We start from the raw sequence: 23066 nt of genomic DNA, 5'->3' as shown, positions 1-23066 counted from the left end.
CGGACCTCACCGTCTGGCATTCGCCGGTATGCTTGCACACGTCTAGCACGGGCATCTGCCTGATACCTTCCGTTACTGCTCCTCGCTTTTCATGGAGTGAAGCATGCTCAAAACCTGTATTTTCCTGCTCGCCGCCCTCGCCGCCAGCCCTTTGGCCGAAGCGCAGATTTTCCAGCGCGAATTGGGCGACTTCGATCTGAAACTGGGCACCACGCCCAGCCGCAGCATGGCCCAGGGCCTGGTCAAGCCAACATCGCCGGGCAGCGACGCCTTCCACGGCGGCCTCGACCTGAGCCACGACAGCGGCCTGTACATCGGCCAGTTCTCACCGAACATGGGCCTGTCTTCGGCGAGCAACCTTGAAATCGACTCGTACATGGGGTTCAAACACCCCTTCGACCAGACGCTCGGCTACGAAGTGGGGTTGATCCACTACAGCTATCCCTCGCTCAGCCCCCTTGACAGCCAGGAGTTCTATGGCGGCCTGAACCTGCTGGGCAATCGCTTCGGCGCGTCCTTCAGCAACGACCCCGACCGCCAGGACAGCACCCTGTTCGCCGACCTTGGCGGCACACAGCCGTTCGGCATCGGCGTCAGCATGAAGTACACCACGCATCAACTGGGCAGCCCGGTCTCGGTGGACGGCGGTTCGATCCGCAGTTTCAGTGACTGGTCGGTGCAATTTTCACGGGCGTGGATGGGCGTTGACCTTGACCTGATCTACAGCGACTCCAGCCTCAACGGCGGCGACTGCTCGGCCTACTCGGGACACAATTCGCAATGCGATGGGCTGTTGACCTTGAAGGCAGCGCGGACGTTTTATTGAAGGGCTGAACTGTCGCACCCAGCGCGGGTTCACATGCATTAACCCCCTCTGCGCAAGGACCCGCCCATGCTGAGCCGGCTCAACTTTCTGCTGCCATTCGTGATCCTGAGCCTGGTGCTTGGCGGCTGCAACCGCGTGGGTTTGGCCTACCGCAATCTCGACGTGATCATCCCGTGGACCCTCAGTGACTACCTGGACATGAACGCCGGGCAGAAACGCTGGTTCAACGACACCCTCCAGCAACACCTGGCCTGGCATTGCACCACGCAGTTACCGGGTTATCTAGACTGGCTCGACCGCCTGCAACAGATGGTCGACAACCATCAGGTCAGCGACAACGCCTTGCAGAGCCGTACCGACGAAGCCAAACAGGCGGTGGGCGAGATCGCGCGCGCGATCACACCGTCGGCGGTCCACTTGCTGCGCGGGCTGGACGACCAGCAGGTCAAGGACATGAACGACGCCCTGGCCAAAGACCTGCGCAAGCGCCAGGACGAATACCTGAAACCGCCCCTGCCGCGACAGATCCAGGCGCGTGCCGAGCGCATGAGCAAGCGCCTCGATGCGTGGATCGGGCCGCTCAGCGCCAGCCAGCAGCAACGGGTGGCGGCCTGGTCTGCGGAGCTGGGTGACCAGAACCAACAGTGGATCGGCAACCGCGCCCGCTGGCAGGCGCAGTTCATCGACGCTGTGCAACAACGCCACGACCCTGACTTTGCGCAGAAAATGCAACAATTGTTGGTGGACCGCGAACGCGCATGGACCCCGGAATATCGACAGGCCGATGCCCAGACGGAAACAGCCGCGCGCAGCCTGATCGTGGATCTAATGGCGCAAAGCAGCGTACAACAACGCCAGAAATTGACGCACAAAATCGCGGGCGTGCGCAGCGATTTCAAGGCGCTCAAATGCCTCAACGCCGCCGCAGACTAGAACGTGGGAGCAACATCGCGCCCACAGGCCCTTCAGGCAATCGCCGCCTTGGACGCCACGTCGTCGAACGTCGCCGGTTCCAGCGCATCCGCCTGCTCATCGAGCACCTGACGCGGGTGAGCGTGGCCCGGTATCGAGCTGTCGATCAACGCCAGCAATTGGGCTCCTCGTGGCGTCAGGATAAAGTTCTCACCATTACCACCCTCGTCCTCGGGCCGCGACTCGATAAACCCGCGCTTGAGCAACAGCGCCTCGTAATCCGCAGCGGTTTTTTTCAACACATCCAGATTGCCGGTGGACTCGCCCGCCATGACCTTCTCGGCGGCCTCCTGCTCGGCGTACTTACGCGGGGCAAAGCTGCCCTCGCCATTCTGCACTTCATGCAACAGCCGTTCGATCAGATCCCAGTTGTAAGTCGTCATCCTGATTCCTCCTGCGGGCCAAAAGGAAAAGCAGCCCGTTCAGAGTTGGGACACGTCTCGTCAGCGGCCGTTCAGCCGAATGGACAGACGTCACTTCTGTGTACTTTCCAGACGTTCGCCGCCTCAACTGGGCAGAAAGAAGCTGCGGCCAAGGCAAAAAACAGCAGGCAAAAAAAACCGGACAGCGTCCGGTTTTTTTATCGCGGCCCAGCCTTATTCGGCAGCCGGTGCTTCTGGCTTGCGGCGCTTGAGCGGCGCCATGCCGTCCTTGCTGACCAACGACAGGTTGTCGGTCTTCGGCCGGTTGGCGATCTTGCGCTTGGTCGGCGACTTGGCACCGGCCTTCTTCTTGTCACCCTTGCCGTCGACTTTTTTCTTCTTCACGCCTACGGCCTTGCCCGAAGCCTTGACCTTCTTCGGCCCGGTGTAGGTGCCTTTGACTTCCTTGATGGTGCGGCGCTCGAACGACTGCTTGAGATAGCGCTCGATGCTCGACATCAGGTTCCAGTCGCCGTGGCAGATCAGTGAGATCGCCAGGCCATCGTTGCCAGCACGCCCGGTGCGACCGATACGGTGGACGTATTCGTCGCCGCTGCGGGGCATGTCGAAGTTGATGACCATGTCCAGGCCGTCGACGTCCAGGCCGCGCGCGGCGACGTCGGTGGCGACCAGGATCTTCACCCCGCCTTGCTTGAGGCGGTCGATCGCCAGCTTGCGGTCCTTCTGGTCTTTCTCGCCGTGCAGGACGAACGCTTTGTAATCCTGCGCCACCAGGCGGCCATAGATGCGATCAGCCGCAGCGCGGGTGTTGGTGAACACGATGGCCTTCTGATAGGTCTCGTTGGCCAACAGCCAGTTGAGGATCTGTTCTTTGTGGACGTTATGGTCAGCGGTGATGATCTGCTGGCGCGTGGTCGCGTTCAGGTCGCTGACATTGTTGACCTGCAGGTGCTCGGGGTTGTTCAGGACCTTGGCAACCATGTCGCGCAGGGTCGAACCGCCGGTGGTGGCGGAGAACAGCATGGTCTGCTGACGATTCACGCACTCGGCCACCAGGCGCTGCACGTCATCGGCAAAGCCCATGTCGAGCATGCGGTCGGCTTCGTCGAGCACCAGCACTTCGACTTCCTTGAGGTCGAGGTTGCCGGCGTTGAGTTGCTCGATCATGCGGCCCGGGGTGCCGATGAGGATGTCCGGGACCTTGCGCAGCATGGCGGCCTGGACCTTGAAGTCTTCGCCACCGGTGATCAGGCCGGACTTGATGAAGGTGAACTGCGAGAAACGTTCGACTTCTTTCAGGGTCTGCTGGGCCAGCTCGCGGGTCGGCAGCAGGATCAGGGTCTTGATGCTGACGCGGACTTTGGCCGGGCCGATCAGGCGGTTAAGAATAGGCAGGACGAAAGCGGCCGTCTTGCCACTCCCGGTTTGAGCCGTCACCCGCAGGTCACGCCCTTCGAGCGCGAGCGGGATGGCCGCTGCCTGCACAGGCGTAGGCTCGACAAATTTAAGCTCGGCCACGGCTTTGAGCAGGCGTTCGTGCAGGGCGAATTGGGAAAACACGGGTGCTACCTCGAAGAAATACAAAATATCAGCTGCATAGGGTAACGGTTTCGAGCGTCCAAACCGAGTTTCTTTACGCGAACAGGGCTAATCAGCTGCTTTTTTGTTAAGGCGTTTGTCTGTAACGCCAATGTAGCTGTACTTAAATGCTCTAATCGACCGGTCTTGTCTTACAGAAGAATCGGTTTCACCCATGGATATCAAACAGCTCTGGCTCAACGTCAAAGACCTTTGGAATGCCCTCGATGAACACCCGCTGCTGCATTCCAGCCTGGGCTTGCTGGTGTTGTTGGTGGTGGCGCTGTTGCTCGGACGGGTGGCGCGTTACCTCATCCTGCATGCAGTCAAATTGCTCGGCCGGCAACCGGCCCTGCACTGGCTCAACGACCTGCGCCACAACAAAGTCTTCCACCGCCTGGCGCAGATGACGCCGTCGCTGGTGATCCAGTTCGGCCTGCACCTGGTGCCGGACCTGAGCAAGACCGCAACGCTGTTCATCGGCAACGTGGCGTTGGCGTTCACCATCCTGTTCGTGGTGCTGGCCATCAGTGCGCTGCTCAACGCCCTGCTGGACATCTATGCGCGCACCGAACATGCACGTACCCGCTCGATCAAGGGCTATGTGCAGTTGGCGAAGATGATTCTGTTCGTGTTTGGCGCGATCATCATCGTCGCCACCCTGATCGACCGCTCGCCGCTGTTGCTGCTGTCCGGCCTGGGTGCGATGTCGGCGGTTATCTTGTTGGTCTACAAGGACACCTTGCTGTCGTTCGTCGCCAGCGTGCAGTTGACCAGCAACGACATGCTGCGGGTCGGCGACTGGATCGAAATGCCCCAGGTCGGCGCGGACGGTGACGTGGTGGACATCACCTTGCACACGGTCAAGGTGCAGAATTTCGACAAGACTATCGTCTCGATTCCGACCTGGCGCCTGATGTCCGAGTCGTTCAAGAACTGGCGCGGCATGCAGGCGTCAGGCGGGCGTCGGATCAAGCGCAGCCTGTTTATCGATGCCAGCGCCGTGCGCTTCCTGCGCGACGATGAAGAAGTCCGCATGACCCAGGTCCACCTGCTCACCGACTACATCAGCCGCAAGCAGGCCGAACTCAAGGCCTGGAACGAAGCCCAGGGCCAAAGCGCGCAGTTGTCGGCCAACCGCCGGCGCATGACCAACCTCGGCACCTTCCGCGCGTATGCCCTGGCTTACCTGAAAAGCCACCCGGACATCCAGCCGAACATGACCTGCATGGTGCGTCAGATGCAAACCACCGCCCAGGGCGTGCCGCTGGAAATCTACTGCTTCACCCGCACCACGGCGTGGTCGGATTACGAGCGGATTCAAGGGGATATCTTCGACTACCTGCTGGCGGTGCTGCCGGAATTCGGCTTGAGCCTGTATCAACAGCCGAGCGGCACGGACCTGCGCAGCGGGCTGTTCGCAATGACGCAGAACACCACGACCGCCCAAGCGCTGGAGCGCTGACAAGGCAGACGGCGCGGGGCTCGCGTGCCCCTCGCCGGTCGAATCACCACGCGCCCCCGCGCCCAATCAGGCCTTGCGCTACAGGCCAGGCCAACTCGGTAAATAACCGAGGAACATGTCTAGTTGCCGCACGCGGCAAAATCAAACCGACGCCGCAACTAAGAAAACTCTACCTATACGTTTAGTGAATTTCACTATTCAGGCACCCGGTTTTTAATCTGTTTTTAGAAAAACCAAAGCTATAGCATCTGGCCATCGAACAACTCTGTGAGAAGGCGTTACTTATGTTATGGACAACTAAGCTTTCAGATGATGCGGCACACTTTGTATTAAGTTCGGATGCGGAAGCATTGACTCATTACTGCGGTGCAACTGCCTTTTCTCAACCTCGCGACTTTTATACCGACAGCCCCTACCAGCGGCCTTCAAGGCCGCAGGACGTGACCGATTCGATTATCAGCAGTTGCCTGACAAGCGAGCAACTCTCACACAGCCAGCATCTTTTGGCGCAACGTTTATTATTGAATATCTATGAGCAAGACTTGGTCTTTTTACCCAAGCCGCCCATGGCGCTGGATCTCAAGGTATTCAAGGAATTTTATGACCCATTGCATGCCGCGTCGGGTAAAAAGATTCGTCCGTTATTGGAGCACTACCTCTACAACTGGCTCAAGGAAGAGGTGCACATCAACGGCCCCTGGTGCCTGGACGCCTTTGTCGCCCACACCGACAAGGTCTTGGACGATGTGGCCCGCTCCGATTCAAAACTCCATGAGGTCCTGACCGCCAGCCGCCATCCCGAACGTGCCGCGCGGTTCTTCATGACGCAATGCGCCGGCGACTTCCTCAGTGAAGCCTCGGCCATGGCGCGCAATGTGCTGGGCAACAGCGGCGTGTACACCAGCGAGCTGTTCAAGATCCTGATCGACGAATACGGCTACGGCATCGACAAGAAAAAGCACAGCACCATTTTTGAAGACATGCTCAAAGACATGGACATGTCCCATCACGTGCATCACTACTGGCAGTTCTATACCCCGGCCTCGCTGTCGCTCACCAACTACTTCCACTACGTGTCGGCCAACCATGGCGAGCTGTTCCGCTATATCGGCGCCATGTACTACACCGAAGCCACGCTGGCCCTGACCACCCAGCATCAGTCGCGCGCCATCAAGACCATCTTCAACGGCACCGTCTCCACCGAATACTTCGACGAGCACTCACACATCGATGTGCATCACGGAAGAATGGCCCTGCAACGCCTGATCCTGCCGATGATCAAGCAGTTCGGCAACGCGATCATCCCCGACCTTATCCGCGGTTTCGAGGAGTTCCGCTTACTGCAGGACATCGCCGACGAAGAGCTGTATGCCCATATCAAGTGGCATGACGAGTTGGACGAACACCGTGCCCAAGCCAGCGCCCTCCAAGGCCGCAAGCCAGTGGACCTGACGATCACCGAGCCTGAACACGAGCTTTCGGTGCTGCATACCCACCCCAACGACGAGCTGTTCTGGGTCGAGTCCGGCGAGCTGGATTTCGTCGCCAGCCCCGAACTGAGCGTGCGCCTCAAGGCCGGGGAAGGCGTGGTGATTCCCAAGGGCATGCTGCATGGCACCCGCGTCGTCAGCCCGTCCTGCACTTACACCGTCACGGCCATTTGAGGACGCCGCCCCATGAAAGCCATCAGCCTGAACCTCAGCCACACCCACTATGTGGCGGTGGAAGGGAAAACCTACTTTCTCAAGCGCCATGCACATTCGACTCAACTGCTGCCGACCGCCTGCCCCCATCGCGGCGGCCCGCTGCACATGGGAGAAGTGACGGGTGACGGGCAAAGCGTGATCTGCCCCTGGCACGACAACGCCTACAAGGTCTGCAACCTGGAAAAGAAGTCGCTGCCCACCGTTCGCGTCAGAAACCAGATCAGCACCGTCATTGGTGACACCGAGCGGTGCGTGCCTCTCCTTAAACTCTCTCGTTACGACTGATGGTGCCCATGAATAATAAATCGACCCTTGCTGCGTTTTATTCGATCGTGACCCTCTTCACCGGCCTGGACATGGCGATTGTGATTGCCATGGTCTGGTTCGGCCTGGAGACCACCGGCTCGACCTTCCTGGTGGGCGCCACCTTATGCGTGGCGACCGTGGTGCCGTATCTGTGCGAGCAGTACATCGGCCGGTTCTTCACCATTGAACTGAGCATGAAACGGCTGTTGTACATTCGCCTGACCGCGTTCGCCGCCGTGCTGGGGCTGTCGTTTACCGACGCGGCGCTGTTGCCGATCGGTTTCCTGGCGATTGCCTTCGTGGTGGGAGTCACCGACTACTTCACCATCAGTACCCTGGAATCGAAAAACACCAAGCTGGTGCTGGCCGGGCTGACCAACAGCGACACCTCGGCGCGCTTGATGCAAACCTCCATCCAGATCGGGGCCTTTGGCGGTGCGCTGCTGGGCGGGGTGATTGTGGATGTGTTCACGGTCAACCAGACCCTGCAGATCATCAGCCTGGGGGCGATCCTGTCGTTGGCGGCGATTCTTTTTGTCGCGGCCACGCCCACCGCCGACGCCACCGAGCAAGTCGCCGACACCCACACGGCGCAGTCTCTACAGTTGCCGCGCAACCTGTACATCCTGATCATCGTGTTGAGCATGATCGGCTTCCATATCGGCGCCTTCAACAGCCTGGTGCCGATCGTGTTCCAGAAGCTCAACGAATGGAACGCCACCCTGTTTGGCGTCGCCAGCGGCCTGGCGGGCCTCGGTGCGTTCAGTGCCGCGGTGCTGCCACGGATCAAGCTCAACAGCTACAGCGCGATCCTGCTGGTGATCCTGGCCGACGTGGCAATCGTCTATTTCCATAACCTCTACGTGATGATGGCCGCCGCTTTCCTGCTGGGTTTCTGCATCAACAGCCTGCGCATCCAATTGCGTAAAACCCTGATCGAGTCGGCGCCCAACGCACGGATCGCCGACGTGATCGCCGCCAAAAGCTCGCTCTACTACCTGCTGGTCAGTGGCTCGGCGCCGATGATCCTGACGTTCTTCACCACCACAAGCTTCCTCGGCCTCGAAGGTGCGCGCGTGCTGATGATCGTCTCCGCCGCGCTGTTGGCCGCTGCCGTACTGGCGTGGAACCTCACCCCTGCCGTCGCGGCCACCGCCACCACAAAATAGGAGTACCTGCTTTGGAAACCGTACTGATCGTTGACCCGTTCTCCACAGGTAAACTCTACGCGCCCTTGCTCAAGGCTCAGGGCGTGAGGTGCTTTGCCGTGATTTCCACCGACAGCTTGCCCGCGCATTTCACCGATGACCTGATCAGGGAAAACTTCGAGGCGGTCTACCACTGGGAAGAGGGTTTGCTGGAGATCCTCGAACCGCTGTCACTGAGCGCCGTGATCGCCGGTTGCGAAACCGCGATCTACCTGACCGACTACCTCACCGAAGTCCTGCGCGTTCCCGGCAACAGCCGCGTCACCAGCGACCTGCGTCGCAACAAGTTCTCCATGCAGCACGCCCTGAAAAAACACGGGCTGGCGAACATCGAATCACAACTGCTGAGCTCGCCGACGCGCATTGCAGAGGTGGTTGCCACGCTGGACGACAAGACCACCTACGTGGTCAAGCCGCTCAATTCCGCCGCCACCGAAGGCGTGGTGTTTGCCCAAGGCCGGGCCGGCGTCAAGAGCGCCTTGGACGCTGCGGCCTGGCAGCGCAAAAACGACCTGGGGGAAATCAACCTCGGTTTCATCGTGCAGCCGTTCGTGTCGGGCCCGGAATATGTGGTGGATATGGTCGCCTTTGACGGCGTGTACATCATTGCCTCGGTGTGCAGGTACACCAAGGTCCAGAGAAACGGCAGCATGTTTGTCTACGAAAGCCTGGACACCCTCGACCCCCGCGCCGAAGACCTGCAACCACTGACCGACTATGCCCGTCAGGCGGCCGCGGCGCTGAGCATCGAGGTCGGCCCGATTCATATGGAGATCATCTGGTCTGCCCACGGCCCGATGATGATTGAAGCCGGCGGCCGCTTGCATGGCGGCATCGCACCGCTGCTGTTTCAACAGGTGTATCACCCGGATTTGCTCTCGCTGGCCATCGACAGCTACCTCGGCCGCCCACGCCCGCGCGCCGATGCGGTCAGCCAGATCAGCCACGGTCGGATCGGGTTCTTCTGCTCCGACGAACAACGCACCTTCGCCGCGCCCTCGCCGCAGGCCCTGCAGAGCGTAATGGAGGACGAGGCCTATTGCGGCCACCGCTACTTCATCCGCCCGGGCGACACCACGCCGGTCACGATCGACTTCGCCACCTGCCCGGGGCTGTTCTGGCTGCAACACCTCTCGGCGCCGCAACTGGACATCAGCAGCGCCAATCTACGTAAACAGCTGTGGTGTTAAGACCATGAAAAGTCGTTTGATCATCCGAAAGTCAGCCAGTGATCTGGGCATCAACAACGCGTGCGCGGCGGTTATCGAAGACATTACCGTGTCGGACGACCAGAGCTTCGTCAGTGTCCTGCAAAGCAACCTGAATCACGTTGCGTCCCACCTCAACGAGCTGGACTCCAACGTCATTTACGAAGGCTTTGCCAAGCAACTCAAGAAGCTCGGCTACGAAAACACGGTGAGCGCCAACGAGAAACTGTTGCGGCGCTTCATCGCCAAGGGCGTATACCCCATCAACAACATCGTCGATGCCTATAACGCCGTGGCGATCCGGCATGGGGTCAGCATCGGCGTACACACCTACCATCGGCGGGATGACATCTACGTCATGCGCTCGGAGGCGCCCAGGGCTTTCCGCCCGCTGTTCGCCAAGAAGGAGATTACGATTCCAGCGGGCGATATCGTCTATACCTGCGGTGACGTGCCCCTGGCGAGCATCGGCAAGGTCGACGCCGACGCCCATGACTTCAGGCTGACGAAGGACTCGTCGAGCCTGCTGGTGGTGGTGCTGGGGCACGACGATACGCCGTTGGCCTTCAACCAGGCCGTCATCGAAGAGTTCGTCGACACCCTGCGCCAGCGAATGCCGGCCTTGAGTCACCACTTTCTCGAGACCGTACACGATCACGCCTGAGGCTGGAACCGCATAGCCGCTGCCAGAACAGCAGCGGCTACCGCCAGGCCTTGAGCACCGGGTTGACCACCACCTCGCGCACATGCTCGATCTTCAGCAGGTTGTCCTTGAACACCATCAGCTCTTCAAAGTTGCGGTATTTGACCTCGAGCATCATGTCGACGTCGCCGAACAGCGAATAAGCCTGAACCACTTCACGGAACTGGTAGATCTTCGGAAACACCAGGTGGCAGTTGCTGCCATTGAGCGTGAGCATCAAAAACGCCGATTGCTGGGCTTCTTCATCGGCGGCGACGTTGATGGTGAAGCCGAGGATAATGCCCTTCTCGATCAGTTTCTGAACCCGCGATTCCACGGCGGTTCGCGACTTGTGAACTTGTCGCGCCAGCTGCGCCAGGCTGACCCGGGAGTCGTCCTTCAAGGCAGCAATGATCTGTTCGTCAACCTTGTCCACTCTGCCGCCCCCACACTTTTCTCTTCTATAACAGACTTTCATTCCCGCTCACGCCTGCCCTGGGCCTATCACCTCGCAGACTGTACGCCAGGCCCGGGCTTTATGCCCAACCGACTGATCCACACTGCCGCCAGAATCACCAAACCGCCCAGGGCCAGACGGCCCAACGGCTCGTGCTGGTTCCAGATCAACAGGTTCAATAACAGCCCCACCGGCACATGCAGGTTGTTCATCACCGCCAGGGTTCCGCCGTTGACCAGGCACGCGCCCTTGTTCCACCAGTACATACCCAGGGCCGTGCTGACCAGCCCGAGGAACACCAGCACGCCCCACTGCAGCGGCGCTTCGGGGAGGAAATCAGCCTTGCCGAACACCAGGAATGCCGGCAACACCACCAGCAGCGCACCGAGGTAGAAATAACCGAAGCGCCGGTAGTGCGGCAGATCACTGGGGTAGCGCGCCACCAACTGCTTGTACATGACTTGCCCGGCGGCGTAGGTGAAGTTGGCCAGTTGCAGCAGCAGGAAGCCCCCAAGGAAGTGCGGGGTGACTTGATCGAAGCGGATGACCGCCGCACCCGCCACCGCGACCAGCGCGGCGACCAGGGCCCAGGGGTTGAAGCGCCGGTTGAGGGCGTCTTCGATCAGGGTCACATGCAGCGGCGTGAGGATAGTGAACAGCAGCACCTCGGGCACCGTGAGCACGCGAAAGCTCAGGTACAGGCAAACGTAGGTCACGCCAAATTGCAGCGCACCGATGACCAGCATGCCGCGCATGAAGGTCGGCTGCACCGAGCGCCAGCGCGTCAGCGGAATGAACACCAGCCCGGCCAGCAGCACGCGCACCAGCACCGCGAAGTAGCTGTCGACGTGACCGGCAAGGTATTCGCCGATCAAGCTGAAGGAAAATGCCTGTATCAGGGTGACAACCAGTAAGTAGCCCATGCGCGCCTCGTATCGAATGGGCGGGACATTAAAGGTTTTCGGCGGCTCACGAAACTCGGCGCAAAAAAAACCCGACCTCGCGATAGCGGCAGTCGGGCAGGAGCACTCAGGAGCAACAAGTGCAAAGGGAGGTTTTTACGCGGACTTGAAGGGTTTGCGTGGTGAGATATAAACACCGCGCGATTATGTGACGATTAAAGGATCACGCGACTTGCGCCAGCAACGCCTTGGCGTGGTTGATGCCTTTTTCCTGGAAGTCGCCGCTCAGGTTCACCCCTTCGGCGTGAATGAACGTCACGTCATGAATCCCGATGAATGCCATCACCTGACGCAGGTAAGGTTCCTGGTGATCGGAGCTTGCGCCGGTGTGAATCCCGCCCCGGGCGGTGAGCACGATGGCCCGCTTACCGATCAACAAACCCTGGGGGCCGGTGGCGGTGTACTTGAAGGTCACACCTGCACGCAACACATGATCCAGCCAGGCTTTGAGGGTGCTGGGGATGGCGAAGTTGTACATCGGTGCCGCCATCACCAACACGTCGGCGGCGAGCAATTCGTCGGTCAAGGTGTTGGAGCGATCCAGGGATGCCTGTTCGCTGGCGCTGCGCTGATCCGCCGGTTTCATCCAGCCGCCGAGCAGGTTGGCGTCCAGGTGCGGAAGCGGGTTGAGCGCCACGTCGCGCACGGTGATCTGATCCGCCGGGTGCGCAGCCTGCCATTGGCTGATGAACTGCCGGGTCAGTTGGCGGGAGATCGAATCCTGCTGGCGGGCGCTGCTTTCGATGATCAGTACGTTGGACATGGCTGCGTAGGCTCCATCTGTAATTGCTGTAAGTCGATGGAGAAAAGATTAACCAGAGCCAATTCGATAAAAAAGCGCAAAAAACTGCTACAACCCATCTAGAAATTTGTTTATAAGCGGAGTATTGCTGTAGGCATGCTCCGCTGTCGCTTTATTTCGGTGCACATTCCAGTGCGATACGCATCTTGATGATCGCGCGGTTGAACTTGACGGTGGTGTTGGTGCTTTTGCCCGCCGGCACGCTGACAGTACGGCGACGGGGTGATTCCGGGCCGTTGGTGAAAGTCACCGAACACAGCGCGTCGCGCGTGCCGTAGTTGTTCAGTTGGATCGAACTGATGTCACCGTCCACGTCGGACGCGGTGTAATCCACGCTCACGCCGTCGATCTTTTTTGTCACATCGATGGGGTAGGCAAACGCACTGAGCGGCAGCAGTGCCAGCACCACACAACACAATTTTCTCATTCGGCAGTCTCCAATAAGGACTGTCAGCTTAGGACAAGAGGAGCTCATCTTGAAAGCGCCCCGCGTTACCCTCGATCAATGGCGCACGCTGCAAGCCGTGGTCGACCATGGCGGCTTCGCCCAGGCGGCCGAAGCGCTGCACCGTTCGCAGTCCTCGGTGAGCTACACCGTGGCCCGCATGCAAGACCAGCTCGGGGTGCCGCTGCTGCGCATCGACGGGCGCAAGGCCGTGCTCACCGACGCCGGCGAAGTGCTGTTGCGCCGCTCCCGGCAGTTGGTGAAAAACGCCAGCCAACTCGAAGACCTCGCCCACCATATGGAACAGGGCTGGGAAGCCGAAGTACGCCTGGTGGTCGATGCCGCCTACCCGAATGCACGCCTGGTGCGCGCCCTGACCGCCTTTATGCCGCAAAGCCGCGGCTGCCGCGTGCGCCTGCGCGAAGAGGTGTTGTCGGGGGTTGAAGAGCTGTTGATCGAAGGCGTGGCCGACCTGGCGATCAGCAGCTTCAACATCCCCGGCTATCTCGGCACCGAGATGAGCAACGTGGAGTTTGTCGCCGTCGCTCACCCCGAGCATGCCTTGCACCGCATGAACCGCGAACTGAGCTTCCAGGACCTGGAAAGCCAGATGCAAGTGGTGATCCGCGACTCCGGGCGCCAGCAGCCGCGCGATGTCGGCTGGCTCGGCGCCGAACAGCGCTGGACCGTCGGCAGCCTCGCCACGGCCGCCAGTTTCGTCGGCAGCGGCCTGGGCTTTGCCTGGTTGCCCCGGCACATGATTGAGCGCGAACTCGCCGAAGGCGTGCTCAAGCAGCTACCCTTGGAGCAGGGTGGCAGCCGTCACCCTACGTTCTACCTGTACTCGAACAAGGACAAACCCTTGGGGCCAGCGACGCAGATCCTCGTGGAGCTGCTGCGCACATTTGACACCGCCCCCCTGGATGCGCCTTTCGCCGCACCGCAGCAAGCCTGAAACGGAGTTCATGCATGGCCTGGTTCGAACATGAAGGGTGCAGCCTGCATTACGAGGAATATGGTCACGGCACCCCGCTGATTCTGATCCACGGCCTGGGCTCCAGCAGCCAGGATTGGGAACTGCAGATTCCGGTGCTGGCCCGGCATTACCGCCTGATCGTGGTGGACGTGCGTGGCCATGGGCGTTCCGACAAACCCCGGGAGCGCTACAGCATCAAAGGTTTCACCCTCGACCTGATCGCCCTGATCGAACACCTGGACCTGCCCGCCGCGCACGTGGTGGGCTTGTCCATGGGCGGCATGATCGCGTTTCAACTGGCGGTGGACGAACCGGCGCGGGTCAAGAGCCTGTGCATCGTCAACAGCGCGCCCGAGGTCAAGGTGCGCAGCGCCGACGATTACTGGCAATGGGCCAAGCGCTGGACCCTGGCACGCGTCCTCAGCCTGGCCACCATCGGCAAGGCCCTGGGCGACCGGCTGTTTCCCAAACCGCAGCAAGCCGACCTGCGCCGCAAGATGGCCGAGCGCTGGGCAAAAAACGACAAACGTGCTTATCTCGCCAGCTTCGATGCAATTGTGGGCTGGGGCGTGCAGGAACGACTTTGCAGAATTACCTGTCCAACCCTGGTCATCAGCGCCGACCACGACTACACCCCTGTGGCGCACAAAGAAATCTATGTAAAACTGCTGCCCGATGCGCGGCTGGTGGTCATCGAAGATTCCCGCCATGCCACACCCTTGGATCAACCCGATGTCTTTAACGCTACCCTGCTCGATTTTCTAAAGACAGTCGAAACCACTACCCAGGATCACTGACCCATGCTGAAAAAAATCGCCTTCTTTGCCGGTTCCGTTCTGTTCGCTGCCAACCTGATGGCCGCCGAGCCCGCCAAGGCGCCCCACGTATTGATCTCCACCACCAACGGCGACATTGAAATCGAACTGGACCCGGTCAAGGCGCCGATCAGTAGCAAGAACTTCCTGGCCTACGTCGACAAGGGCTTCTACACCAACACGATTTTCCACCGTGTGATCCCGGGCTTCATGGTCCAGGGCGGCGGGTTCACTGCGCAGATGGCGCAAAAAGACACCAACCCACCGATCAAGAACGAAGCCAGCAACGGCCTGCATAACGTGCGTGGCACGCTGTCGATGGCCCGCACCTCGAACCCGGATTCGGCCACCAGCCAATTCTTCATCAACGTCGCGGACAATGCCTTCCTCGATCCAGGCCGCGATGCCGGTTATGCCGTGTTCGCCAAAGTGGTCAAAGGCATGGACGTGGTCGACATCATCGTCAACTCGCAGACCACCACCAAACAAGGCATGCAGAACGTGCCAATCGATCCTGTCCTGATCAAGTCGGCCAAGCGCATCGACTGAGGTCCGCAGGTAGTTCCGCGCGGCGCTCACAAGGCGTCGCGCGCCTTTGAACAGGAGAGCCCGCCGGGCGGGCGTCAACCCTAATGCTCTATCGTCGTTTCGAACAACTGATCGATATTTTCCGCGACGCGCCCAGCGCCGCCCCTCCCGATAAAGTCCTGCCTTTCTACCTCTACTACCTGCGTCAGGTGTGGCCGTGTTTCGCCGCGCTGTTGGTGGTGGGCCTGATCGGCGCACTGATCGAAGTCGCGCTGTTCAGCTACCTGAGCCGCATCATCGACCTGGCCCAGGGCACACCGCCCGCGAACTTTTTCCAGATCCACAGCACCGAGTTGATCTGGATGGGCGTGGTCGCCCTGCTGCTGCGCCCGATCTTCGGCGCCCTGCATGACCTGCTGGTCCACCAGACCATCAGCCCTGGCATGACCAGCCTGATCCGTTGGCAAAACCACAGCTACGTGCTCAAGCAGAGCCTGAATTTCTTCCAGAACGACTTCGCCGGGCGCATCGCCCAGCGCATCATGCAAACCGGCAACTCCCTGCGCGATTCCGCCGTGGCGGCCGTGGATGCGATCTGGCACGTGGCGATCTACGCCATCAGTTCCCTGGTGCTGTTTGCCGAAGCCGACTGGCGCCTGATGATCCCGCTGGTGACCTGGATCGTCTGCTACAGCCTGGCATTGCGCTACTTCGTGCCGCGGGTGAAAGCACGTTCGGTGATTTCCTCCGAGGCGCGCTCCAAGTTGATGGGCCGCATCGTCGATGGCTACACCAACATCACCACCTTGAAGCTGTTCGCGCATACCCAATCCGAGCAGGAATACGCCAAGGAAGCGATCATCGAGCAGACCGAAAAAACCCAGTTGGCCAGCCGCGTGGTGACCAGCATGGACGTGGTGATCACCACCATGAACGGCCTGCTGATCGTCACCACCACCGGCCTGGCCCTGTGGTTGTGGACCCATTCGCTGATTTCCGTGGGCGCGATTGCCCTGGCGACCGGCCTGGTGATTCGCATCGTCAACATGTCCGGCTGGATCATGTGGGTGGTCAATGGCATTTTCGAAAACATCGGCATGGTGCAGGACGGCCTGAAAACCATCGCCCAGCCGCTGGCCGTGGTCGACCGCGACAACGCTCCACGCCTGACCGTGCCCCATGGCGAAGTGCGCTTCGAGCAGGTGGATTTCCACTACGGCAAGAAAAGCGGGATCATTGGCGGCCTGAACCTGACCATTGAGGCCGGTGAAAAAATCGGCCTGATCGGCCCCTCCGGTGCAGGCAAATCGACCCTGGTCAACCTGCTGCTGCGCCTGTACGACCTGCAAGGCGGGCGCATCCTGATCGACGGCCAGAACATCGCCGAGGTCGCCCAGGAAAGCCTGCGCGAACAGATCGGCATGATCACCCAGGACACGTCGCTGCTGCACCGCTCGATCCGCGAGAACCTGTTGTATGGCAAGCCGGACGCCAGCGACGAGGAGCTCTGGGCGGCCATACGCAAGGCGCGTGCCGATGAGTTCATCCCGCAGCTGTCAGACGCCGAAGGCCGCACCGGGCTGGATGCCCATGTGGGCGAGCGCGGCGTGAAACTGTCCGGCGGGCAACGCCAGCGCATCGCCATCGCGCGGGTGCTGCTCAAGGATGCGCCGATCCTGATCATGGACGAAGCCACCTCGGCGCTGGACTCGGAAGTCGAAGCGGCGATCCAGGAAAGCCTGGAAACCCTGATGCAAGGCAAGACGGTGATTGCGATTGCGCACCGCTTGTCGACCATTGCGCGGATGGACCGCCTGGTGGTGCTGGAGAAAGGCCAGATCGCCGAGACCGGCAGCCATGCCCAGTTGCTCGCCCACGGCGGGCTGTATGCGCGGCTGTGGCAGCACCAGACCGGAGGCTTCGTCGGCATCGACTGAAACTGCCGGGCCTACACAACTCAAAAGGTGGGAGGGGGCTTGCTCCCACATGGGTGTCCTGGATTTGTGCCGCAACCGTGCTGTACTCAGTGCAGTGCCAAGACGGGCGCTGAAGTAAATCGCAGGGAGCATCACTGATTTACTGATTCGGTAGAGCGATCTATCAAGGACGGGTACATGTCTTTGTTCAAGCGTTCAGTCACAGAAGGTTTAGGTACGTTTTGGCTGGTGCTGGGCGGTTGCGGGAGTGCGGTGTTGGCCGCGGCGTTTCCCGCAGTCGGCATCGGGTTGTTGGGGGTGGCCCTGGCCTTCGGGCTCACGGTACTGACCATGGCGGTCGCCATCGGGCACATCAGCGGTTGTCACCTCAACCCGGCGGTATCGGTGGGGCTGGTCGTGGGCGGCAGGTTTCCGGCCAGGGAGTTACCGGCGTACATCGTTGCCCAGGTCATTGGCGGCATTATCGCCGCGGCGCTGTTGTATGTGATCGCCAGCGGCAAACCGGGGTTCGAACTGGCGTCAGGCCTGGCCTCCAACGGCTATGGCGAGCATTCGCCTGGCGGCTATTCAATGGCAGCGGGGTTTGTCTGTGAGCTGGTGATGACAGCGATGTTCGTGCTGATCATCCTCGGCGCCACCGACCCGCGTGCCCCGAAGGGCCTCGCCCCCATCGCCATCGGCCTGGCGCTGACCTTGATCCACCTGATCTCGATTCCCGTGACCAACACCTCGGTCAACCCGGCCCGCAGTACGGGACCGGCGCTGATCGTGGGCGGGTGGGCGATCCAGCAATTGTGGATGTTCTGGCTCGCGCCGATCCTCGGCGCGGTGATCGGCGGCGTGGTCTATCGATGGTTGGGCAAGGAGGAGCCGGCCTGAGGCAAAACGGGTTCAGCCCTGCCGATACGGCAGGGCTGCCCTCGCTTCTTCGGCATACGCCAGAATCCCCACCCGCTCGCGCTCCAGGAAGTCTTCGACGGCCGTCTTCAACCCTGGATGACGCAGGTAGTGCCACGACCGGGTGATCACCGGCTCGAACCCGCGAATCAATTTATGCTCGCCCTGGGCACCGGCATCGAAGCGCTGCAAGCCGTGGGCGATGGCGTAATCCATGCCTTGGTAGAAGCAGGTTTCGAAATGCAGGCGGTCGAATTCCGCCAGGCAGCCCCAGTAACGCCCAAAGAAGCTGTCGCCGCCGATCAAGCTGAACGCCATCGCGACCGGGCGCGTGCCTTGTTTGGCCAGCACCACGCGGATCGCTTCGGGCATGCGTTCGGCCAGCAGGCTGAAAAACGCACGGGTCAGGTACGGCGCCTGGCGGCGCACCGCGTAGGTGTTGGCGTAGCAGGCGTAGACGAAATCCCACTGCGCCTCGCTCAGTTCATGGCCTTGCAACCATTCGAACTCAATGCCCTGCCCCGCCACCTGTTCGCGCTCCTTGCGCATCTGTTTGCGCTTGCGCGAACTCAAGGCGTCAAGGAAGTCCTGGAAATCCCGGTAGCCGCGGTTCTGCCAGTGAAACTGACAGCCCAGGCGCGGCAACCAGCCCGGCTGTCGGGCCAGGGCGTCATCCGCCAGCGGGTCGGTGAAGTTGATATGGGCGCTGGAGAGCCCTTCGATTTCCAGGTAACCGGGCAGGCTGCCGAGCAACTCGAAACCGTCTTCAGCGCTGGCGGCCAACAGGCGCGGGCCGCTGACCGGGCTGAACGGCACGGCGACCAACAGCTTGGGGTAGTAATCGATACCGGCCCGCTCGCAGGCCTGCGCCCAACCGTGGTCGAAGACGTACTCGCCAGAGGAATGCCATTTGCGATAACCGGGCAATGCCGCCACCAGCCGATCACCGTCCCAGTGCAGTAAATGCTCAGGCTGCCAACCCGAATGCGGGCCGAGGCTGGCGCTGTCTTCCAGCGCGCTCAGGAACGCATGTCGCACAAAGGGCTGGGCCTGCGGCACCAGGGCGTCCCAGGCCTGCGGGGCGATTTCGGACAGGCTGTCCAGGCGTTGCAGCGGCATCGGCATCCTCACTACTTCAGGGCGTGAAAGCCTCGCGAGTATCGCTTATCGCCGCTGCCGACACACCTCCAAATCGCCGGACAAGGCTCTAAACCAATAGTTCCGTTCATAAATAATTTGTCATCTACCTGACATCAGTTCGCCACTGCGCCGTCATAAACGATCGCGATACTGACGCCTGTTTTTAGCGCGCCTGGTTCTACCCCGGCAGTTATTTTTCCGTCCGTCATCGGTCGGTTGTGTCCTGGATGGTTTGCCATCCCTCCTCACTTTCGGAGATTGATATGCGTCTTGCTTCCACTAAAACTGCGGCGGCCCTTTGTGGCGGCTTGCTGCTGGCCCTGAGCGTTCCGGCCAGCGCTGCAGTCGACGCTAAATTGCTCGACATGCTCAAGGCCAACGGTCAAATCTCGGCTTCGCAGTACACTGAACTGCAAGCTGAGCTGGCCAAGGATCAGAAAGAAAAGCAGATCGCACAGCAAGCTCAACAAGAGACCAACGAACAGATCGCGGCCACCGCGAAAAAAACCAACGACCTGAGCGTGTTCGACCAGAAACTTGCCTGGGCCGCCAAGACCCAGTTCAAGGGTGACGTGCGCTTCCGTCAGGAAACCGTGAAGATCCAGGGCGAATCCAACAACGGTGGCCGTGACAAGGACCGTCAGCGTATCCGTGCCCGTCTCGGCGCCTACACCGAGATCAACGACCAGGTCGACACCGGCATTCGTATCGCCACCGGCAGCAGCGACGATGCACGCTCCACCAACCAGGACCAGGACAACTACTTCGACAAGAAGTCGATCTGGCTGGACCTCGGCTACATCGACTACCACCCGAAGCAGATCAAGAACCTGCACGTCATCGGCGGCAAGATGCTCCAGCCATGGGTGAACATGGGCGACGTGATCTGGGATAGCGATATCAACCCGGAAGGTCTGGCCCTGACCTACAAATACCCGCTGGGTAGCAGCGCCGAGCTGTTCGGCAGCCTCGGTAACTACAACCTCAAGGACAACGTCGACGGCGACGGCGTGCAATTCCGCCACGACCTGCGCCTGACTTCCGGCCAGTTGGGCACGCGTTTCTCGGTGACCGACAACCTGAAAATGACCCTGGGCGGCAGTATCTACGCCTACCAGAACGACGAAAACAGCACCTGTACGAGCAGCACCACGCCTTGCGCACTGGCGGTCAACGGCAACTCGGCGAACGAACAATTCCGTCTGTACGAAGGTTTTGCCCAAGCCGACATCGGTGGCCTGGCCGTGCCGCTGGCGTTCTACGGTCAGTACGTGAAGAACAACGATGCTTCCACCGATCAGGACACCGCCTGGTTGCTGGGTGCCAAGTCCAAGGTGTTCGGTTTCAACCTGGACTACAACTACCGCGATACACAACGTAACGCTGTGGTAGGCGCCTTCACCGATTCGGACTTCGCCAACGGCACCACCGGTTCGCGCGGTCATAAGATGAAGGTCAGCTACGACATCGACAAGAACTTCGCTGTCGGCGCCACGTACTTCCTGACCAAGGCTGACTACGCCAGCCGCACGCAGCGTGATGCCAACACCAACACCCTGCAGTTGGATGCTGAAGCCAAGTTCTAACTGTAAGTGCGACACGCCTTGGGCCAGGATGGCCCGGGGTGGCTGTAACAGCCTGGCGTGGGTAAATCGGTCCCCATCATCCGTCCGATTCTCCCACGCGAGTCTGCCTTCCCCCCGCCGTTACTGATCCTTGCGCCGCTCGGCGGCCAGCCGTTCAGCCAAGGCATCCACATCCTGTACCGGCGCCTGCGGCATGATCCGCAATGTGGCCTGCAGCAAGCGCATCTGACGGATAAAACGCCGGCAATTAGGGCAGAACATCAAGTGATGACGCACCAGCAGCCGCTCGCGAAAGGTCAACTGACCATCGAGAAAGTCACTGGAACGCGCCACTTGCTCTTTACACGTCAACATTCGCCGGTTTCCTCAAAATGCTCCACCGTGGCGAAGACTTTAAGCCGTGCGCGATGCAACAGCACCCGCACATTGGAGAGCGAAAGCGTCAGAAGATTACAAATCTCCTCCAACTCCAGGCCCTGGCGTTCACGCAGCACCAGTACGCTGCTTTGCAATTCCGACAAGCTCAGCAACGTATGTTCCAGGCATTTGCGCAGTTCGTCCTCCGTGAGCAGGGCTTCCGGGGTGTCCTGGTGCCAGGCAAAAGGGGCGACCGCCCAGTGACCGTCATCCGCGCTGAAACGCTCATCGCCGATCGTGCCGTGGGGCGAGGGCAAATCATCGAGCAACACTTCGCGACGATTCTGTTTGTAGCGGCTCTTGGCAGCATTGGCGGTGATGGTCAGCAGCCAGGTCTTGAGGCTGGAGCGCCCTTCGAACTTGGGCAGGTTGCGTACCACCGACAGCCAGGCGTCCTGTACCACTTCGTCGGCATGACGCTGACCGGCAATCGCATAGGCCACCGCGCGCATGGCGCTTTGGTATTGGCTGACCAATTCCTTGTAGGCCCGCTGCTCGCCCTTGAGCAAGCGTTCAAGCAGGTGCGCGTCGTCCGCTACTGCCATTCGAGACCTCGGTTTCCAAGTGAGAACGCGATCTATGTGGGGGCTGGCTTGCCAGCGCCCACATTTGACCGCGGCGAGCCGCAGGATCAGCGTTTGCGCAGGATCACGCTGCCGATCGAATAGCCAGCGCCAAACGAGCTGAGTACCGCCACGGCGCCTTTGGGCAGGTCGTCCTGGTAAGTGTGGAACGCGATCACCGAACCCGCCGAGCTGGTGTTGGCGTAGGTGTCGAGAATCACCGGTGCTTCTTCCACCGTGGCTTCACGCCCCAGCAGCTTCTTCACGATCAGGTGGTTCATGCTCAGGTTGGCCTGGTGCAGCCAGAAGCGCTTCACGTCGTTCACGTTCAACTGGTTTTCCGCCAGGTGCGTGCCGATCAACTCAGCGACCATCGGGCAGACATCCCGGAAGACTTTACGGCCTTCCTGCACGAACAGCTTGTCGGGCGCGCCGATGCCCTCTTCCGCCGCGCGGTTGAGGAAGCCGAAGTTGTTGCGGATGGTATTCGAGAACTTGGTCAGCAGCTTGGTGCTGACCACGTCGAACTGGTGCTCGGAGGTCGCCAGGTCAGCGCGCTCGAGGATCACCGCAGTGGCCGCGTCACCGAAAATGAAGTGGCTGTCGCGGTCGCGGAAGTTCAAGTGGCCGGTGCAGACTTCCGGGTTGACCATCAGGATCGCCCGGGCCTGTCCCAGCTTGATGCTGTTGGCGGCGTTCTGGATGCCGAAGGTCGCCGAGGAACACGCCACGTTCATATCGAAGCCGAAACCGGCGATGCCCAGGGCTTCCTGGACTTCGATGGCGATGGCCGGGTAGGCGCGTTGCAGGTTGGAGCAGGCGACGATCACCCCGTCGATGTCGGCGGCGGTCTTGCCGGCGCGCTGCAGGGCCTGTTCGGCGGCGCCGATGGCCATCTGGCAGAGCACCGACCATTCGTCGTTGCTGCGCTCGGGCAGGCGCGGGGTCATGCGCTGCGGGTCCAGGATGCCGTCCTTGTCCATCACAAAACGGCTCTTGATGCCCGACGCCTTCTCGATGAAGGCTGCGCTGGACTCCGTCAGCGCCTGCACGTCACCGCGCTCGATGGCGGCGGCGTTCTCCGTGTTGAACTGCTGCACGTAGGTATTGAAAGACTGCACCAGCTCTTCGTTGGAGATGCTGTTGGCCGGGGTGTACAGGCCAGTGCCGCTGATGACGACGTTATGCACGGTCGTTCCTCTAAATC

24 protein-coding genes are annotated in these 23066 nt (G+C 60.6%); 14 read left to right on the top strand and 10 right to left on the bottom strand.

All coding sequences use genetic code 11. The annotated features are described in order from the left end of the window. Window positions 1–103 precede the first annotated feature (103 nt). Both NR164_RS10450 and NR164_RS10445 read left to right on the top strand, forming a co-directional pair. Window positions 104–826 (top strand): TorF family putative porin, encoded by a 723-nt coding sequence (locus NR164_RS10450; RefSeq protein WP_079444481.1) that lies wholly within the window; start codon window positions 104–106, stop codon window positions 824–826. Window positions 827–892: 66 nt separating this feature from the next. Beyond that, a complete protein-coding gene (locus NR164_RS10445) occupies window positions 893–1759 on the top strand; it encodes a DUF6279 family lipoprotein (protein WP_256822725.1) in 867 nt (288 codons plus the stop codon). A 32-nt stretch (window positions 1760–1791) separates the two neighbouring features. Here NR164_RS10445 and NR164_RS10440 read toward each other — a convergent pair whose 3' ends face one another. After that, on the bottom strand, window positions 1792–2181 hold the full coding sequence (locus NR164_RS10440; RefSeq protein ID WP_046382471.1) for a hypothetical protein: 390 nt from the start codon (window positions 2179–2181) through the stop codon (window positions 1792–1794). Window positions 2182–2394: 213 nt separating this feature from the next. Continuing rightward, on the bottom strand, window positions 2395–3741 hold the full coding sequence (locus NR164_RS10435; RefSeq protein ID WP_017845291.1) for a DEAD/DEAH box helicase: 1347 nt from the start codon (window positions 3739–3741) through the stop codon (window positions 2395–2397). A 193-nt stretch (window positions 3742–3934) separates the two neighbouring features. Here NR164_RS10435 and NR164_RS10430 point away from each other — a divergent pair, with 193 nt between their 5' ends. The 6 genes from NR164_RS10430 (at window position 3935) to NR164_RS10405 (ending at window position 10316) form a co-directional block, all read left to right on the top strand. Then, complete coding sequence (locus NR164_RS10430; RefSeq protein WP_046382470.1) at window positions 3935–5224, top strand: mechanosensitive ion channel family protein; 1290 nt, start codon at window positions 3935–3937, stop codon at window positions 5222–5224. Between the two features lie 440 nt (window positions 5225–5664). Then, window positions 5665–6888, top strand: a complete 1224-nt coding sequence (locus NR164_RS10425) for an iron-containing redox enzyme family protein (RefSeq protein WP_241561619.1) — start codon at window positions 5665–5667, stop codon at window positions 6886–6888. Between the two features lie 12 nt (window positions 6889–6900). After that, window positions 6901–7215: a Rieske 2Fe-2S domain-containing protein gene (locus NR164_RS10420; RefSeq protein WP_017845288.1), complete on the top strand. Its 315-nt coding sequence runs from the start codon at window positions 6901–6903 to the stop codon at window positions 7213–7215. Between the two features lie 8 nt (window positions 7216–7223). Next, window positions 7224–8405 (top strand): hypothetical protein, encoded by a 1182-nt coding sequence (locus NR164_RS10415; protein ID WP_046382468.1) that lies wholly within the window; start codon window positions 7224–7226, stop codon window positions 8403–8405. An 11-nt stretch (window positions 8406–8416) separates the two neighbouring features. Next, entirely contained in the window at window positions 8417–9634 is a 1218-nt protein-coding gene (locus NR164_RS10410) for an ATP-grasp domain-containing protein (RefSeq protein WP_256822724.1), read from the top strand. Window positions 9635–9638: 4 nt separating this feature from the next. Beyond that, window positions 9639–10316, top strand: coding sequence for a phenylalanine--tRNA ligase beta subunit-related protein (locus NR164_RS10405; RefSeq protein ID WP_017845285.1), 678 nt, complete (start codon window positions 9639–9641; stop codon window positions 10314–10316). A gap of 37 nt (window positions 10317–10353) precedes the next feature. Here the strand turns inward: NR164_RS10405 and NR164_RS10400 are convergent, their stop codons facing one another. From NR164_RS10400 to NR164_RS10385, 4 genes are all read right to left on the bottom strand, one after another. After that, complete coding sequence (locus tag NR164_RS10400; RefSeq protein ID WP_017845284.1) at window positions 10354–10770, bottom strand: Lrp/AsnC family transcriptional regulator; 417 nt, start codon at window positions 10768–10770, stop codon at window positions 10354–10356. Window positions 10771–10838: 68 nt separating this feature from the next. Further along, complete coding sequence (locus tag NR164_RS10395; protein ID WP_017845283.1) at window positions 10839–11714, bottom strand: carboxylate/amino acid/amine transporter; 876 nt, start codon at window positions 11712–11714, stop codon at window positions 10839–10841. A 202-nt stretch (window positions 11715–11916) separates the two neighbouring features. Further along, on the bottom strand, window positions 11917–12516 hold the full coding sequence (locus NR164_RS10390; RefSeq protein ID WP_017845282.1) for an FMN-dependent NADH-azoreductase: 600 nt from the start codon (window positions 12514–12516) through the stop codon (window positions 11917–11919). Between the two features lie 151 nt (window positions 12517–12667). Then, window positions 12668–12982 carry a hypothetical protein gene (locus tag NR164_RS10385; RefSeq protein ID WP_026139816.1) on the bottom strand — a complete coding sequence of 105 codons (315 nt, stop codon included), beginning with the start codon at window positions 12980–12982 and terminating at the stop codon, window positions 12668–12670. Between the two features lie 49 nt (window positions 12983–13031). On the opposite strand from NR164_RS10385, the gene NR164_RS10380 reads away from it, so the two are divergent. The 5 genes from NR164_RS10380 to aqpZ all read left to right on the top strand — a co-directional run bounded on the left by NR164_RS10380 (window position 13032) and on the right by aqpZ (window position 18135). Beyond that, entirely contained in the window at window positions 13032–13955 is a 924-nt protein-coding gene (locus NR164_RS10380) for a LysR family transcriptional regulator (RefSeq protein ID WP_017845280.1), read from the top strand. Window positions 13956–13969: 14 nt separating this feature from the next. Then, window positions 13970–14773, top strand: coding sequence for an alpha/beta fold hydrolase (locus tag NR164_RS10375; protein ID WP_256822723.1), 804 nt, complete (start codon window positions 13970–13972; stop codon window positions 14771–14773). A 3-nt stretch (window positions 14774–14776) separates the two neighbouring features. Further along, entirely contained in the window at window positions 14777–15340 is a 564-nt protein-coding gene (locus NR164_RS10370) for a peptidylprolyl isomerase A (protein ID WP_017845278.1), read from the top strand. Window positions 15341–15423: 83 nt separating this feature from the next. Next, on the top strand, window positions 15424–17256 hold the full coding sequence (locus NR164_RS10365; RefSeq protein WP_046382464.1) for an ABC transporter ATP-binding protein: 1833 nt from the start codon (window positions 15424–15426) through the stop codon (window positions 17254–17256). A gap of 177 nt (window positions 17257–17433) precedes the next feature. After that, a complete protein-coding gene (gene aqpZ, locus NR164_RS10360; RefSeq protein ID WP_126588855.1) occupies window positions 17434–18135 on the top strand; it encodes an aquaporin Z in 702 nt (233 codons plus the stop codon). Window positions 18136–18147: 12 nt separating this feature from the next. Here the strand turns inward: aqpZ and NR164_RS10355 are convergent, their stop codons facing one another. Continuing rightward, the gene (locus tag NR164_RS10355; protein ID WP_079444486.1) at window positions 18148–19272 is read right to left on the bottom strand and encodes a GNAT family N-acetyltransferase; all 1125 of its coding nucleotides are present in this window, start codon (window positions 19270–19272) and stop codon (window positions 18148–18150) included. Window positions 19273–19556: 284 nt separating this feature from the next. Between NR164_RS10355 and NR164_RS10350 the strand changes: the two genes are divergently transcribed. Next, window positions 19557–20879 carry a putative porin gene (locus NR164_RS10350; RefSeq protein ID WP_079444487.1) on the top strand — a complete coding sequence of 441 codons (1323 nt, stop codon included), beginning with the start codon at window positions 19557–19559 and terminating at the stop codon, window positions 20877–20879. Between the two features lie 120 nt (window positions 20880–20999). Here NR164_RS10350 and NR164_RS10345 read toward each other — a convergent pair whose 3' ends face one another. From NR164_RS10345 to NR164_RS10335, 3 genes are all read right to left on the bottom strand, one after another. Next, entirely contained in the window at window positions 21000–21233 is a 234-nt protein-coding gene (locus tag NR164_RS10345) for an anti-sigma factor (protein ID WP_017845273.1), read from the bottom strand. After that, window positions 21227–21841, bottom strand: a complete 615-nt coding sequence (locus NR164_RS10340; protein WP_017845272.1) for an RNA polymerase sigma factor — start codon at window positions 21839–21841, stop codon at window positions 21227–21229. Before NR164_RS10340 ends, NR164_RS10345 begins: the two co-directional genes overlap by 7 nt. A gap of 86 nt (window positions 21842–21927) precedes the next feature. Then, window positions 21928–23049 (bottom strand): beta-ketoacyl-ACP synthase III, encoded by a 1122-nt coding sequence (locus NR164_RS10335; RefSeq protein ID WP_017845271.1) that lies wholly within the window; start codon window positions 23047–23049, stop codon window positions 21928–21930. Between the last annotated feature and the right edge of the window lie 17 nt (window positions 23050–23066).

The organism is Pseudomonas sp. Pse79 (assembly GCF_024519615.1).
In the GTDB taxonomy this organism is placed as follows: Bacteria; Pseudomonadota; Gammaproteobacteria; order Pseudomonadales; family Pseudomonadaceae; genus Aquipseudomonas; species Aquipseudomonas veronii.
The sequence above is the reverse complement of the archived record's forward strand: the minus strand, read 5'-3'. Positions and strand labels throughout refer to the sequence as shown.